The sequence below is a fragment of the Polaromonas sp. 39-63-25 genome (assembly GCF_002278925.1).
Taxonomy (GTDB): Bacteria; Pseudomonadota; Gammaproteobacteria; order Burkholderiales; family Burkholderiaceae_C; genus Polaromonas.
In genome coordinates, this window is sequence record NZ_NCJH01000012.1 from 60,853 (window position 1) to 74,819 (window position 13,967).

The 13,967-nt window shown below is 65.4% G+C and carries 17 protein-coding genes; 6 read left to right on the top strand and 11 right to left on the bottom strand.

From position 1 onward, the window contains the following. Positions 1-97: 97 nt before the first annotated feature. On the top strand, positions 98-1,150 hold the full coding sequence (locus tag B7X65_RS15605) for a quinone-dependent dihydroorotate dehydrogenase (protein ID WP_293595217.1): 1,053 nt from the start codon (positions 98-100) through the stop codon (positions 1,148-1,150). A gap of 83 nt (positions 1,151-1,233) precedes the next feature. On the opposite strand, the gene B7X65_RS15610 is transcribed toward B7X65_RS15605, so the two are convergent. The 3 genes from B7X65_RS15610 to B7X65_RS15620 all read right to left on the bottom strand — a co-directional run bounded on the left by B7X65_RS15610 (position 1,234) and on the right by B7X65_RS15620 (position 2,513). After that, a complete protein-coding gene (locus B7X65_RS15610) occupies positions 1,234-1,674 on the bottom strand; it encodes a helix-turn-helix domain-containing protein (RefSeq protein WP_293595218.1) in 441 nt (146 codons plus the stop codon). Positions 1,675-2,026: 352 nt separating this feature from the next. Then, positions 2,027-2,284: a hypothetical protein gene (locus B7X65_RS15615; RefSeq protein ID WP_293595219.1), complete on the bottom strand. Its 258-nt coding sequence runs from the start codon at positions 2,282-2,284 to the stop codon at positions 2,027-2,029. Positions 2,285-2,294: 10 nt separating this feature from the next. Continuing rightward, positions 2,295-2,513, bottom strand: a complete 219-nt coding sequence (locus tag B7X65_RS15620; RefSeq protein WP_293595220.1) for a SlyX family protein — start codon at positions 2,511-2,513, stop codon at positions 2,295-2,297. A gap of 131 nt (positions 2,514-2,644) precedes the next feature. Here B7X65_RS15620 and B7X65_RS15625 point away from each other — a divergent pair, with 131 nt between their 5' ends. Together B7X65_RS15625 and B7X65_RS15630 are read left to right on the top strand one after the other, a co-directional pair. After that, a complete protein-coding gene (locus B7X65_RS15625) occupies positions 2,645-3,064 on the top strand; it encodes a DUF3597 domain-containing protein (RefSeq protein ID WP_293595221.1) in 420 nt (139 codons plus the stop codon). Positions 3,065-3,118: 54 nt separating this feature from the next. Further along, entirely contained in the window at positions 3,119-3,370 is a 252-nt protein-coding gene (locus B7X65_RS15630) for a GlsB/YeaQ/YmgE family stress response membrane protein (protein WP_096671385.1), read from the top strand. Positions 3,371-3,420: 50 nt separating this feature from the next. On the opposite strand, the gene B7X65_RS15635 is transcribed toward B7X65_RS15630, so the two are convergent. From B7X65_RS15635 to B7X65_RS15650, 4 genes are all read right to left on the bottom strand, one after another. Then, positions 3,421-4,524, bottom strand: coding sequence for an NAD(P)/FAD-dependent oxidoreductase (locus B7X65_RS15635; protein WP_293595222.1), 1,104 nt, complete (start codon positions 4,522-4,524; stop codon positions 3,421-3,423). Between the two features lie 239 nt (positions 4,525-4,763). After that, positions 4,764-5,804, bottom strand: a complete 1,041-nt coding sequence (locus tag B7X65_RS15640; protein WP_293595223.1) for a histone deacetylase family protein — start codon at positions 5,802-5,804, stop codon at positions 4,764-4,766. A gap of 40 nt (positions 5,805-5,844) precedes the next feature. Next, the gene (locus tag B7X65_RS15645) at positions 5,845-6,693 is read right to left on the bottom strand and encodes an N-formylglutamate amidohydrolase (protein WP_293595224.1); all 849 of its coding nucleotides are present in this window, start codon (positions 6,691-6,693) and stop codon (positions 5,845-5,847) included. A gap of 123 nt (positions 6,694-6,816) precedes the next feature. Next, the gene (locus tag B7X65_RS15650) at positions 6,817-7,776 is read right to left on the bottom strand and encodes a tripartite tricarboxylate transporter substrate binding protein BugE (RefSeq protein WP_293595225.1); all 960 of its coding nucleotides are present in this window, start codon (positions 7,774-7,776) and stop codon (positions 6,817-6,819) included. A 130-nt stretch (positions 7,777-7,906) separates the two neighbouring features. On the opposite strand from B7X65_RS15650, the gene B7X65_RS15655 reads away from it, so the two are divergent. Then, positions 7,907-8,860 carry a LysR substrate-binding domain-containing protein gene (locus B7X65_RS15655; protein ID WP_293595226.1) on the top strand — a complete coding sequence of 318 codons (954 nt, stop codon included), beginning with the start codon at positions 7,907-7,909 and terminating at the stop codon, positions 8,858-8,860. Between the two features lie 11 nt (positions 8,861-8,871). Here B7X65_RS15655 and B7X65_RS15660 read toward each other — a convergent pair whose 3' ends face one another. After that, positions 8,872-9,765, bottom strand: coding sequence for a LysR family transcriptional regulator (locus tag B7X65_RS15660; RefSeq protein ID WP_293595227.1), 894 nt, complete (start codon positions 9,763-9,765; stop codon positions 8,872-8,874). Positions 9,766-9,873: 108 nt separating this feature from the next. Here B7X65_RS15660 and B7X65_RS15665 point away from each other — a divergent pair, with 108 nt between their 5' ends. Beyond that, the gene (locus tag B7X65_RS15665) at positions 9,874-10,332 is read left to right on the top strand and encodes a multidrug/biocide efflux PACE transporter (protein ID WP_293595228.1); all 459 of its coding nucleotides are present in this window, start codon (positions 9,874-9,876) and stop codon (positions 10,330-10,332) included. Between the two features lie 13 nt (positions 10,333-10,345). Here the strand turns inward: B7X65_RS15665 and B7X65_RS15670 are convergent, their stop codons facing one another. The 3 genes from B7X65_RS15670 to B7X65_RS15680 form a co-directional block, all read right to left on the bottom strand. Further along, a complete protein-coding gene (locus tag B7X65_RS15670; RefSeq protein ID WP_293595229.1) occupies positions 10,346-11,167 on the bottom strand; it encodes a metallophosphoesterase in 822 nt (273 codons plus the stop codon). Beyond that, positions 11,167-12,135 (bottom strand): diacylglycerol kinase family protein, encoded by a 969-nt coding sequence (locus B7X65_RS15675; protein WP_293595230.1) that lies wholly within the window; start codon positions 12,133-12,135, stop codon positions 11,167-11,169. Before B7X65_RS15675 ends, B7X65_RS15670 begins: the two co-directional genes overlap by 1 nt. 102 nt (positions 12,136-12,237) lie before the next feature. Continuing rightward, on the bottom strand, positions 12,238-12,951 hold the full coding sequence (locus B7X65_RS15680; RefSeq protein WP_293595231.1) for an SIMPL domain-containing protein: 714 nt from the start codon (positions 12,949-12,951) through the stop codon (positions 12,238-12,240). A 273-nt stretch (positions 12,952-13,224) separates the two neighbouring features. Here B7X65_RS15680 and ompR point away from each other — a divergent pair, with 273 nt between their 5' ends. Next, the gene (gene ompR, locus B7X65_RS15685; RefSeq protein ID WP_077594572.1) at positions 13,225-13,962 is read left to right on the top strand and encodes a two-component system response regulator OmpR; all 738 of its coding nucleotides are present in this window, start codon (positions 13,225-13,227) and stop codon (positions 13,960-13,962) included. The last annotated feature ends 5 nt before the right edge of the window (positions 13,963-13,967 follow it).

Below are 13,967 nucleotides of genomic sequence, written 5' to 3' on the forward strand. Positions count from 1 at the left end.
AGCCCGCCAGGCTGAGCGTCGTCGCGCGCCTAGATTGGCGCTGTTTTCACCACCTTCGCACTTGCATAAATAGTGCAAACAGGCCCTGAATTATCCAATGTCCCTGCTCCCCTACGCCCTCGCCCGCCCCTTTTTATTTGGTCTGGACCCGGAAACCGCCCATGAACTGACCATGGCCTCGCTGGCCGGCACGCAGCGCACGCCGCTGGCACTGGCCTACTGTTCGGGCCGGGTGGACGATCCCGTCACGCTGGCCGGCCTGACATTTCCCAACCGTGTCGGACTGGCGGCCGGGCTCGACAAAAACGCACGCTGCATCGACGGGCTGGCCGCCATGGGTTTCGGCTTTGTCGAAGTCGGCACCGTCACGCCGAAAGCACAGCCGGGCAACCCCAAGCCGCGCATGTTCCGCCTGCCGCAGGCCAACGCACTGATCAACCGGCTCGGCTTCAACAACGACGGGCTGGACGCCTTCCTCACCAATGTGCAGAAGTCCGGTTTTCGCAAGCAGAAGGTCAAGCACCCTCTGCTGCTGGGCCTGAACATCGGCAAGAATGCCGCCACACCGATCGAGAACGCGGTGGACGACTACCTGATCTGCCTCGATGGCGTGTACCCGCATGCCGACTACGTGACGGTCAACATCTCCAGCCCCAACACCAAGAACCTGCGTGCGCTGCAAAGCGACGAGGCGCTGGACGCCTTGCTGGGCCGCATTGCCGAACGCCGCGAAACCCTCGCCCGGCAGCATGGCAAACACGTGCCGATTTTTGTGAAGATTGCGCCCGACCTCGACGAGGCGCAGGTCGGGGTGATTGCCGCCACCCTGAAACGCCACGGCATGGACGGTGTGGTCGCCACCAACACGACGCTGAGCCGGGAGGCCGTCAAGGGCATGCCGCACGCCGAAGAAGCCGGCGGCCTCAGCGGTGCGCCGGTGCTGGCCGCCAGCAACCGCGTCATCAGCCAGCTGCGCGCGGCGCTCGGCAAAAGTTTTCCCATCATCGGCGTGGGCGGCATCATGAGCGGCCGGGACGCCGTCTCCAAGATCAAGGCCGGCGCCGACGTGGTGCAGATCTACACCGGACTGATCTACAAGGGGCCTGACCTGGTGACCGAGGCTGCGCTGGCGATCAAGAAAGGCCGCTAGGGCCTGTTCACACTTGCATAAACAGTGTGAACAGGCCCCAGCCCAACAGGGATGGGCGCAACACGCTCATGAATTGATAGCGTCTAGTCCGGCAAACCATCCAGGATTTTTGCCGCTTCGAGCTTGCCCATTTTCCGGAGCCTCGCAATCGCCGGCAGCTGGCTGGCGCGGGGACGGGTCTTGCCGTCTTCCCACTTGTAGACGGACTGCACCGACACGTTGAGAAGTTTTGCGGTCGCGGCAGCGGTCAGCCCGAGCCGGCGCCGCTGGGCGGCCAGTCCCTTGGCGCTGAAGCGCAATCCGCTGCCGGCGCCCTCTTCGGCTTCCTCGGGTGCAGCCGCCTTCCTGCCGGACTTGAGCACACGGCTCAGTTGCTTCTCCAGGGCCAGCACACGCCTTTTCAGGGCGGCGATATCGCTGCGGTATTGCGACGAAGCTTTTTTCAGCGGCTGGGTTTCCGCGCGGGCGTCCTTGCGGGCAACCCGGGATATTTCGGCTTTGAGAACAGTAGCGATATTGGGCACGTCGGGAATCTCCTTGCTGGATGGACGATGACTTCTCCTCCGATTGTAGGAGGCCCGAAAAACCAGCCGTATTGTGGGCTATCCCCCGGACCAGGTGGGGACAGGCGCCCGGGCACCGCAGCGGCCGCTTGCCAGCCTCAGCCGGCGTGCGGGGCGACGGGCTGGCGGCTGCATGATCGCTATATATTCGATAGCTGCCTGCGACCGTCCACCATGGGCTTAAGAGCAATTCGATCATGAAGGACGATACCACCACAGCCAACGCGCAAGGCTGGCGGCTTACCTTCAGCAGGCGCTGCGGCGCGTAGATAGCTGTTCCATCCACCGTCCCCGGCGTGCGTCTGCGCCCGACTCAATCGGGCACAAACTGTTGCTTGAACCGCAACTCGTCCTCGGGCAATTCCAGCGTGACCAACTGGCCCATCTTGTTGTCGGACGTCCGGCAGGCCGCGAACAGGCTGGCCTTGCCCATGAAGTTGTAGCTGTCCATGTCGATCAGCATGTAGGGGTAAGGCACAAACACCTGATGCAGGAAGATGCTGCGGTGCCGGTTGCGCGGCGACGGAAAAAGCTTGTAGTCGTCGGTGGTGATGCTTTTTGCGGTGGCCATGCGGTGTGTTTCAGTAGTGCGGTGGCAGCTCGTCGCCGGCGCGGGTCAGGGTGGTGGCGCCGGCCTCGGGCAGTTGCTGGCGCAGCTGGCTGACTTCGCGCATCAGCAGGTCGATCTGCTGCTGCTGGCGGACGATGACCTGGTTGAGTTCGTCGAGCAGGTCTTCGCCGAAGCTGGCCTTGATCTCCAGATCGGTCAGTCGTTTTTCAATCTCGGTGGCGGTTTGCATACCCCCTATTGGACACGAGTTCGGGGCCCGAATAGCAGCCGATTTCCTACACGCAGATACGCCGGCGTCCTCTGCTGCCTGAGGGGTACCCGGGCCATCATGAACGCTTCACTTCATCGACTGGAACCATCATGAGCATTCTCGGCAAGATCTTCAGCAAAATTTTCCCGTCGGCACAGGCTGCCCAGCCGCCAGCCTCCTCTGGTCCCTCCAGCGATGACGTCGCGGCAGCCGCAGCGGCCGCCGGAGCGGCCAGAGCAGGCGCCGCCACCGCCGCACCGGCCCCGCTGGCGCAGGTCGATGTGGAGGCACTGCTCAACGACATGGCGCAGAAAAACCCGCAAAAACTCAACTGGAAAACCTCCATTGTTGACCTGATGAAACTGCTGGACCTCGACAGCAGCCTGGGCGAGCGCAAGGAACTGGCCAAAGAACTGGGCTACACCGGCGACAGCAGCGACAGCGCCGCCATGAACATCTGGCTGCACCGCCAGGTCATGAACAAGCTGGCCGCCAACGGCGGAACCGTGCCGGCCGACCTGCGGGACTGAACGGGCGTTTCGCGTCAGCCGTCCCTTCAACTTTTTTTTCTGGAACACACACTCATGGGCATTCTCTGGACCATTCTTATCGGCTTCATCGTTGGCCTGGTCGCCAAATTCCTGATGCCCGGGCGTGACCCGTCCGGCTTCATCATCACGGTGCTGATAGGTATCGTCGGTTCGGTGCTTGCCAGCTACCTGGGCGGGGCGCTGGGCCTGTACCAGGTCGGCGAGTCGGCCGGTTTCATCGCGGCCGTGCTGGGCGCCATGCTGCTGCTGTTCATCTACCGCATGGTGAGCGGCAAACGCGGCTGATCGTTACAAGCAAAAAATGGCTGCAGCGCCCGTGTACCGGGCGTGTGCAGCTATTTTTTTGGGAGCAATTCGCCGACCTGGCGGCCGATCGCCAGCGAGCTGGTCAGGCCCGGCGACTCGATGCCGAACAGGTTGACCAGGCCCGCCACGCCGTGCTCCGCCGGTCCCTGGATCAGGAAGTCCCTGGCCGGCTCGTCGGGCGCCTGGATCTTGGGCCGTATGCCGGCATAACCAGCGAGTAGCGCGCCATCGGGCAGGCCCGGCCAGTACTTGCGCACCTCGGCGTAAAACGCGTCGCCGCGGCGCGGGTCCACCACCAGGTCTTCGGGCGAGTCCACCCACTGCACGTCGGGGCCGAACTTGGCCTGACCGCCGAGGTCCAGGGTCAGGTGCACACCGAGCCCGGCCGCTTCCGGCACCGGGTAAATCAGGCGGCTGAACGGCGAACGGCCCGACAGCGTGAAGTAGTTGCCCTTGGCGTAATGGCTGGGCGGCACATGCTGCGCGTCCAGCCCCGCAAAGCGGCTGGCCAGCGCCTGCGCGTGCAGACCGGCGGCATTGACCACGCTTTGCGCCGCCAATTCGGTGCCGTCTTCTGCTACCAGAACAATAGCTGATGGCGCACAGTGCGCCTGGGCCAGCGGCGAATTGAGCACCACCATGCCGCCGGCGTTCTCGAGGTCGCCCTGCAGCGCCAGCATCAGCGCGTGGCTGTCCACAATGCCGGTGCTGGGCGACAACACCGCCGCCACGCAGTCCAGCGCAGGTTCGAGCGCCTGCGCCTGCTCGCGCGTGAGCAGCACCAGGTCAGGCACGCCATTGGCGGCGGCCTTGGCGATGATGGCCTGCAGTTGGGGAATCTGCGACGCATGGGTGGCGACGATCAGCTTGCCGCAGCGGCTGTGGCCGATGCCGCGCTGCGCGCAGTAGTCGTACAGCAGCGCTTTGCCCTCCACACACAGCCGCGCCTTGAGCGAGCCCTGCGGGTAATAAATGCCGGCGTGGATCACCTCGCTGTTGCGCGAGCTGGTGCCGGTGCCGATGGCGTCCGCCGCTTCCAGCACCATCACCTCGCGCCCCTGCAGCGCCAGCGCACGGGCCACCGCCAGCCCGACCACACCCGCGCCTATCACCACCACATCCACGTTGTCCATGAACCTAGAAACCGCAGTTGAACGCGCCCGAGTGGGCCGTCATGGGGTGGGCTGGCAAGGCGCGACAACGCTGCGGGCAGATGCCCGCGAGGAGGAGCAACGCCGCCAGCGCGCCCCAGGGCGGCTCAATCGGGTGCGTAGCGCTGTCACCCCAATGGCGGCGGTTTTCGGGTCTGAAAAAGTAAGTGTTCATGCGGTGTAGCCAGCGACAAGCAAGCGATCAACTGTGGATTCTAGGTTCAATGCTCCTGTTCAAAACCGTCGATGACCTGGACCGCATTGCTGCCCAGCGCCTCGGCCGCATAACCGCCTTCGAGCACAAACACCGTCGGCAGGCCGAGCGCCGCCAGGCGCCGGCCGAGCCGGCCGAAGTCGGCCGCCTGCAGCGCAAAGGTGGAAATCGGGTCATCCGCGAAGGTGTCCAGCCCCAGCGACACCACCAGCGCCTGCGCGCCGTGCCGAGTGATGCGCCGGCACGCCTGCTCCAGCGCCTCGAACCAGGCGCTGGCCGGCGCGCCCGCGGGCAGTGGCAGATTCAGGTTGAAGCCCAGACCGGCGCCCTCGCCCGCCTCGTCGGCATGGCCGAGGTAAAACGGGTACTCGGTCAGCGGGTCGCCGTGCAGGCTGACAAAAAACACGTCGGCGCGATCGTAAAAAATGCTTTGTGTGCCGTTGCCGTGGTGGTAGTCCACATCGAGCACGGCCACCCGGTCTGCGCCGCCATCGCGCAAAGCCTGCGCCGTCACGGCGGCGTTGTTCAGAAAGCAGTAGCCCCCCATGAAGTCGGCACCCGCATGGTGGCCGGGCGGACGGCTGCAGCAAAACACCGCGCCCGCGCCTTCACCGATCAGCGCCGCCGCGCTGGCCGCGGCGTCGGCCCCGGCCTTGGCAGCAAGCCAGGTGCCAGCCGACAGCGGCGATCCGTTGTCCATCGAATACAGGCCCAGGCGTGCAATGAAGTTGGCCGGTTCGATGTCGCTGCGCAGGGTGCGCACCGGCCAGACCGACGGAAAAGGCTGGCGGTCCGCGTTGCCCGGGTCCAGGCTCAGCCAGTCGTCCCAGGCATGCTCGAGAAACGCGAGGTAACGCGCGCTGTGCACCTGGCCCAGCACCGCGCGGCTGTCGACATGCGGCTCGCGCAACGTGTGGCCGCCCTGCAGCAGGCGCTGCTGGACAAAGACGGCACGCGCCGGGGTTTCAAAACAAGGCACACGCTCGCCCCGGAAAAATTCGAAGGCGGGCGCATGCAGGGCGTGTTGGTCGCTGAACAGGGTGATCATGGCAGACGATTATCCGCGAGCCCTGCCCGCCAACGCGGCACTACAGGGTGCGCGGATCGGTGGCCAGCAGCACGTGCACCAGCGACTGCAGGCTGGCCTTCAGAGGCGCAACCCCTTCGTGCATGGCCAGCGTCTGCTCGTCCATGTAGAGCTTGCGGTTGATCTCGAGCTGGATGCTGTGGCGCTGCTGCAGCGGCTCGCCATAACGGCGCACGAGCTCCACGCCCTTGTAGGGGTGGTTGAAGGAAACGCTGTAACCCAGGCCCTGGAGGTGTTCGCACACGAGCCGGGCCAGCGGCTCGCTGGAGGTGGAACCATCGCGGTTGCCGACCACGAAGTCGGCATGCGCCTCGCCCGGGAACTCGGTCGCGTGGCTGGACGCAATGGCCGGCATCGAGTGGCAGTTGAGGTGAATGCTGTAGCCGTGGCGCTGGTGCGCGCTGTCGATGGCCTGGGCCACGGCCGCGTGGTAGGGCTCCCAGCAGCGCGCGATGCGCGCCTGCACTTCGGCCACGCTGAGCGGACGGGCGTAGATGGCTTCGCCGTCATCGGTGGTGCGCCAGATCAGCCCTTTGCCCAGGCGCACCTTGCTCATCACCTTGGTGTCGGTGGACACGGCATCGGGCCAGGGCTCGTCAAACAGGCCGACGTCGATCTCCGAAGTGTCGCGGTTGGCGTCGAGGTAGCTGCGCGGAAAAAAGGCCTCGACCCAGCCCGCGCCCAGAGCGTGGGCGAAGTCGTAGAGCTTTTCGACATGGGTGTCTTCGGCGCGGCGCAGGACCGGCAGCGCGCAGGCGTAGGCGAAGTCGTCGGGGTAGTCGGTCCCGCTGTGCGGTGAATCGAGCACCAGGGCGGTGCTGCCGGGCAGAGAGCGGAGAAATGGGGTCATGGTTTTGATTGTGGTCCTGTCGGCACCCCTGCGGTGGCCATGGTGGCCAAGGCCACGTTGCGGCCGGGGGTGCATGGGACCGGCCCCACAGCGCGCAGGCGCTGCGGGCCGGCTCTTTCCGCTTTACTCGATGCTGATCTTGGCGAACTTCGCGATGCGCTGCATCTTGTCGATTTCCTTCTTGATCTGCGCCGCAAACTCAGCCGGTGTGGTGCCGGAGGCAAACAGCCCCTGCGCAGCCAGCTTGGTGCGCACGGCCGGCTCCTGCAGGGCCTTGACCACGGCCTGCTGGATGCGGTTCACCGCCGCCGCCGGCGTACCTGCCGGTGCAACCAGGCCGAACCAGGACGGGTCGTTGCTGGAAAACAGCGAGAGCTCCGCATAGGTCGGCGTGTTGGGCAGCACGTCCAGGCGTTTGTCCCAGGACACCGCAATGGCGCGCAACTTGCCCGACTGGATGAAAGGTAGCGAAGCGGCCACCTGGTCGAAATACACCATCACCTGTCCGCCGACGACGTCGTTGAGGGCCGGGCCCGCACCGCGGTAGGGAATGTGCACCATGAAGGTGTTGGTCGTGCTTTTGAACAGCTCGCCCCACATGTGGCCGATGGTGCCGTTGCCGGGCGACGCGTAGCTGAGCTTGCCCGGGTTGGCCTTGAGGTAGGCGACCAGTTCGGCAAAGTTCTTCACCGGCAGGGCGGCATTGACCACCACCACGCCGGGCGCCTTGACGAGCTCGGTGACGGCGACGAAATCCTTGATCGGGTCGTAGGGCAGCTTCTTGTAGACAGCCGGATTGACGCCGTGCGTGGACAGGGTCGCCACACCGAGTGTCAGCCCGTCTGGCGCGGCCTTGGCCACCTCGCTCATGCCGATGGAGCCGCCGGCACCGCCGCGATTCTCAACGATGACCGGCTGACCCAGAACGCGCGACAGCGGTTCGGACAACACACGGGCGGTGATGTCCGTCGCGCCGCCCGGAGGAAACGGCACCACCAGGCGCAGCGGTTTGTTCGACTGCGCCCAACCCATTCCCGGGAGTACTGAAGTAGCGGCGAGTGCGATGAGGTGACGTCTTTGCATGGTGAACCTTTTCAAAATGGATTTGTGAATCCATTGTGTAGCAGGAGTGGTGCCAGACGGCCGGAGCCACCGGTGAAGTCTTCGACTTGGTTAAGTCCATATTGGAATGAACTTGATTTAAAATCGGGCCATGAAACGCCTCCAGCCGCCGATTCACCTGCTTCGCGCCTTCACCACCACCGCGCGTTTCGGTAGCGTCTCGCGCGCCAGCGAAGCCTTGCACCTGTCGCAAAGCGCCGTCAGCAAACAGATCAGCGAGCTCGAGCAGCTGACCGGCGTGCTGCTGTTCGAGCGCATCCGCCAGCGCCTGACGCTGACCCCGGCCGGAGTGCGTTACGAGGCCGCCGTGCGGCCGGTGCTGGCGCAGCTCGAAGCCGCCACGCTGGAGCTGATCACCAGCGGCGACGGCGGCGGCGCCCTGCACCTGTCCACCCTGCCCACCTTCGGCGCCAAATGGCTGATACCCCGCCTGCCGGCCTTCCAGCGCCAGCATCCGCAGATCGAGCTGCACTATGTGCCCTATGCCCAGGGCTACGACTTCCAGCGCGAAGACCTAGACTGCGCGATTCTGTTCGGCAACGGCAGTTGGCCCGGCGCCCGGGCCGACTACCTGACCGGCCGTGAAGTCGTGTTGATCGCCCCGCCGGGGCTGCCGGCGCAACCGCCGCTGCGCCAGGCCCAGGACATCACCGGCTTCACCCTGCTCCAGCATGTGAGCGTGCCGCACGCGTGGACCCACTGGTGCGCAGCACACGGCGTCAGCGGCGTCAACACGCTGATGGGCCCGCAGCTGGACCAGTACCACAGCCTGATACGCGCGGTGCGGGCCGGCATGGGTCTGGCGCTGGTGCCGCATTGCCTGGTGCAGGACGACATTGCCGCCGGCCTGGTGGCCACGCCGCTGGACGACGGCTACAGGGACGACATGGGTTACTACCTGTGTTACCCCGAGTCGCGCAGCCACCTCAAGCCGCTGGGCGCCTTCCGTCAGTGGCTGCTGGGCGAAGTCGGCAAGGCGACGCCCGCCAGCGCGGCCGAACCCCGCTTGCTATCAAATAAAGAGCTGCCATCGCCCGCCCCATAAGGGCTGGAGCCTCATTTTGCTTGTAAAAGAGGCGGCACCGGTGGCGCCAGCATTTCCTGCAGCAACCAGGTGCCGGCGCGGCCCAGCGGCCGCTGGCGCGACCAGACGGCGTCCACCGGCACCCGTTGCGGCCAGCCGCGCGCGGCCAGCTCGGTGAGTTTGCCGACGGCAAAACGCGTGACCATCCAGCGCGGAATCGCGGCCCAGCCAAAACCCAGCACCGCCATTTCCAGCAGCATCAGGTAGCTGGGCGCCGACCAGGAACGGCGCGCCGCCGGCATGACCTGGTCAGCCCGCCCCAGGTAGGTGTCCAGCCGCAACTCGCGGTGCCGGGCCAGCAGCTCGGGCGTGATGTCCGTTTTGCCGGCCAGCGCATGGCTGGTGGCGACAAACAGCGCGATCTCGGACTGCTCGGCAATAGTGGCCGAACCGATGTCAGGCGGGTACGCCCCCTGCGCGCCGACCACGCCGATGTGGGCACGCCCGGTCTGCACCAGCGACACCAGGTCGCCGTGTTCGGCAATCAGGCACTCAAACTCCAGGTCCGGAAAACGTTGCTCGAAGGCGGTCAGCATGTCCTCGAAGCGGTCCGACTGGTAGGTGTCGGACCAGACCACGCTGAGCCTGGCTTCGAGGCCGCCGCCCAGCTGGCTGGCCGACAGGTCGAGCCGGTCGCTGGCGGCCAGGATCTCCTGCACCTTGCCCAGCATCACCCGGCCGTGTTCGGTCAGCGCGGGTTTGCGGCTGCTGCGGTCGAACAGGGAGAGGCCCAGGTCGATCTCGAGGTTGGCAATCGCCGTGCTCACCGTGGACTGGCTTTTGCCGAGCTTGCGCGCAGCGGCCGAGAAAGAGCCCAGTGCGGCGGCTTCGGCAAAGGCGGTCAGGGCTTCGGGGGAATGGCGCATGGCGGTTATCTATCTGTTTTGTAGATATTAGAAAACTTTAATGTATTGGAAATAGCGATAAAAATCGAGTCCTTGCCATTTCCACTCCCCCATTCCCCTCACTCCGTCATGAACCCCAGCCTCCAGAAGTCCGTCAAGGAACGTTTTTTTCACGCCCTCGGTTTCGAGGTGCTGGCCATCGCCCTCTGCGCGCCGCTGGGCGCCTGGCTGCTCGGCTACTCGCTGGCCCACATGGGGCTGCTGACGCTGATGATTTCGCTGATCGCCATGGCCTGGAACATGGTGTTCAACGCGGTGTTTGACCGTGCCCAGCGCCGCCTGGGTTTCCCTCGCACGCTGGCCGCGCGGGCCGTGCATTCGGTGCTGTTCGAGGTCGGCCTGATCCTGGCCGTGGTCCCGCTAGCCGCCTGGTGGCTGGACATCGGGCTATGGCAGGCCTTTGTGCTGGATATCGGCATCGTGCTGTTTTTTCTGCCCTACACCTTTGCCTTCAACTGGACCTACGACCACCTGCGCGACATCGTCGTGGCCCGCCACCTGCGAAAAAAAGCGCTGCCCGCCGCCTGATGCGCCCGGCCGGTCAGGCTGCGCGGTCCGGCACCAGCTCGCTGGTGTGCGCCACTTCAAAACGCCCCGCGCCACCGGCGCTGCGGTAATCCCAGCGTTCGAGCCGACCCCGCAGCGGATGGTCGGCGGGATCGCACAGCAGCAGGTTCACGGAATTCGGCGCCTCGCGCCGTATGCGCGAGGACAGCGCGGTACCGGCCTGCACACACCAGAGGCGCCGTTGCAGGCCGTCCACGCAGGAGGACAGTTCGCAGACATAAGGCAGGTGGATGTGGCCGCCCATGACGATGTCCGCGCCGGCAGCGGCCCAGGCGCGCACCGCCGGCTCCCAGCCGCGCAGGCGGTCGTGCTCGTCCTCAGCACGCAGCACATACACCGGCTGGTGCACCACCACCACGCGCAACTGCCCGGGCCCGGCCTGGCGCAGGCGCGCGGCCACCCGTTCGATCTGGCTGGCCGACACCTCGCCATTTTTGTGTCGCCAGCGGCGTGTGGTCTTCACCGTGCTCAGTTGCAGCCAGGCGGTGTCCAGCACCGGCTCCAGGCCGGGCCCGAAGTCCTGCAGGTAACGCGCATAAGGCGTGACCAGCCGCTGCCAGGGGTTGAACAGCGGGATGTCGTGGTTGCCGGGCAAGGCCAGCATCTGGGGAATCTGCAGGCGTTCACAAAACGCCCTCGCCGCGCCAAACTGCGCCGCCGTCGCACGTTGCGTGATGTCGCCCGACAGCACCAGCACGTCGGGGCGCTGCTGCCGCGCCAGCTCCACCAGCGCGTCCATCACCGGCGGCTGCGCCGTGCCGAAATGGGGGTCGGAGATCTGCAGCAGCTTGTTCATCAGGCCACTTCCACCCGGTCAGCCGGCGCGGGAACCATCAGCAACAGGGGTTGGTCGGCCACCTCGAACACCAGCGGTGCCTCCATCCAGCTGACTTCCCCATCGGTGGCCACCTTGACGCGCCGGCGCCCGCGCGGGGTGACGGTCAGGCGGCGAAACGAAAAGCTGTGGATGTTGTCCGCATCGCCGAGCCGCCCCAGCAGGCCGCGCAGCAGCAGGCCGAACAGCGCCAGCGTGCCGATGGGACGCACCACCACCCCGGCCAGTTGGCCATGCACCACGGCATTGGCGTCTTTTTCGTCAATGCCCACACGAGTGAGTTGCAGGTGGTTGTTGCCGACAAACAGCGTCGGTGTGCGCAGGGCGGCCACCTGGCCGGCCGATTCGATCTGCAGCTGAAGCTGGCGGCGCGTCTGCAGCAGCGAGGCCATGCCCGAAACAAAAGCCACCAGACGGCTGCGGCCGAACTGCTGCTTCCAGGCTTCCCTGTCCTCCAGCAATTGCGGGTACAGGCCCAGACTGGCATTGACCAGAAACAGCCTGCCATTGACCTGGCCGACCTGGACCGGCGACACGCTGGCGCCGACCAGGGCCCTGGCTGCCGCCTCGGTTTCCTGCGGGATCGCATGGACGCGTCCGAAATAATTGAAGGTGCCCTGCGGCAGGACGCCGAAGGGGCAACCGCTGCCCAGCACGGCGCGGGCCACGGCGTTGATGGTGCCGTCCCCGCCCGCAGCCACCACCACGCCGCCCCGGGCCTTGGCCTGGCGGACAGCGCGGCGCGCCACCTCGTCGATCTGGTCGGCTGCATCAATCGGCAGGAACTCGAACTCGCGGCCGGCCTGCGTGAATACGCGGGCCATCACGGCCTGTTCATCGTCGGTGTTGTGGTGGCCCGAGCCGGCATTGATGACTATCAACAGCGGGCCCCGGCGCGCGGCGTCCTGCGCCAGAAAGTGAACATTCATGCCCACCAGCTTACGGACCGGCCCGGTTTGCGTCTGTCAGGCAAACACCCTTCCGGAAGTGTCCGGTACGGCCGAACGGGCCGCCCGCCGGAGGGCAGGTCATCACTTCATCTGCACGGAGCCCGACACATTGACCAGCACGGTGCTTTTGCCGGCTTCGACCGGAATCGCCGAGTCCGACATCGCGGACTTGGCTTCCATGGCCATCACGCGCGGACGGATGGGGCCCTGGTCATTGGCATTGATGGAAACTTCACGCAGCGTGTAGCCGGAAAAACCGAAACCCCGCGCAATCTCGCCGGCCTTGGCCTTGAAACGCTCGATCGCCTGCGCCTGCGCATCCCCCTCGACACGGGCACGGGCCTCGCGGCTCAGCGCAAAACCGACATTGCCCAGGCTCAGGGTCTGGACCTTGCCGGCCGCCGCCGTGATACGCGCAAAATCCCGGCCCTCCAGCACCATCTCCGTGCTGCCCTGCCAGCCATTGATCTTGCCGTCCTTGCCATAACGCGGGTACAGGCTGAAGTTGCCGGTGCGCACATCCATCAGGCCAGGCTGGGCGGTTTTTCTGGCCTCGGCCAGCGCCGCCTCCAGGGCCAGCTTGAGCTGGTTTTGCACCGTGGCGGCATCGCTGCCGTCCCGGGTGGTCGTCATTGCGATGGACAACAGGTCCTGCTGCACTTCGACGGCCGCGCTGGCCGACAGCTGAGCAACGTTTTGCAGCGGCGCATAAGGTGCAGGCTGGTTTTGGGCAAACAGGCCTGTGCTTGCGGCCAGGAGCGCGCAGGCGGCAAAGAGTTGGGCGGTTTTTTTCAAGGGATCACTTTCAGTTGAATTAAAAAGCAGCTGGCACGCGAAACAAGCCGCGCCACCGGCGAAACGATAAGTGGTTTTTGAGGTCCGGCTTGTCAGCATCTGCCGCCAATGGTTGCCATCCAAAGACCCAAGCGTGCCATTGGTTCGCATCTCTCCCTTATCGCGCTTGCCCGCAACTGCAACTTCTGTAACAGTCTGTCAAAGTGCACGAAAAATCTCGAATCCGCGTTTTTAGCCCGCAGAATTGGCTCTGTTACAAATTACGATCGCCTTATGACACAAGCTAGCAATTCAACCCGCGCTGACAAGATCCTGATTCTTGACGACGATGCCCGCATCCGCGACCTGCTGCGCCGCTACCTGACACAGGAAGGCTTTGAAGTCATCCTGGCCGAGGACAGCAAGGCCCTGAACCGCATCATGATGCGCGACGCCGTGGACCTGATCGTGCTCGACCTGATGATGCCCGGTGAAGACGGCCTGTCCATCTGCCGGCGCCTGCGCGCCGCCAACGACCGCACCCCCATCATCATGCTGACGGCCAAGGGCGAGGACGTGGACCGCATCGTCGGCCTGGAAGTCGGCGCCGACGACTACCTGGCCAAGCCTTTCAACCCGCGCGAACTGCTCGCGCGCATCCATGCCGTGCTGCGCCGCCGCCCCGCGGTCGAAGTGCCGGGCGCACCATCGAGCGAGCAGGAAGTGGTCAATTTCGGCCCCTTCAGCTTCGACATGGGCTTGCGTACCCTGCAGAAAAACGGCGAGGAGCTGCCCCTGACCACCGGGGAATTCGCCATGCTCAAGACGCTGGTGCGGCATCCGCGCCAGCCGCTGTCGCGCGAAAAGCTGGCGCAACTGGCACGCGGCCGGGAGTTCGAGCCCTTTGACCGCAGCCTGGACGTGCAGGTCTCGCGCCTGCGCAAGCTGATCGAGGTGGACGCTGCCGTGCCCCGCTACATCCAGACCGTGTGGGGCATAGGCTACGTCTTCGTGCCGGACGGCACGAGCTAAAGCGA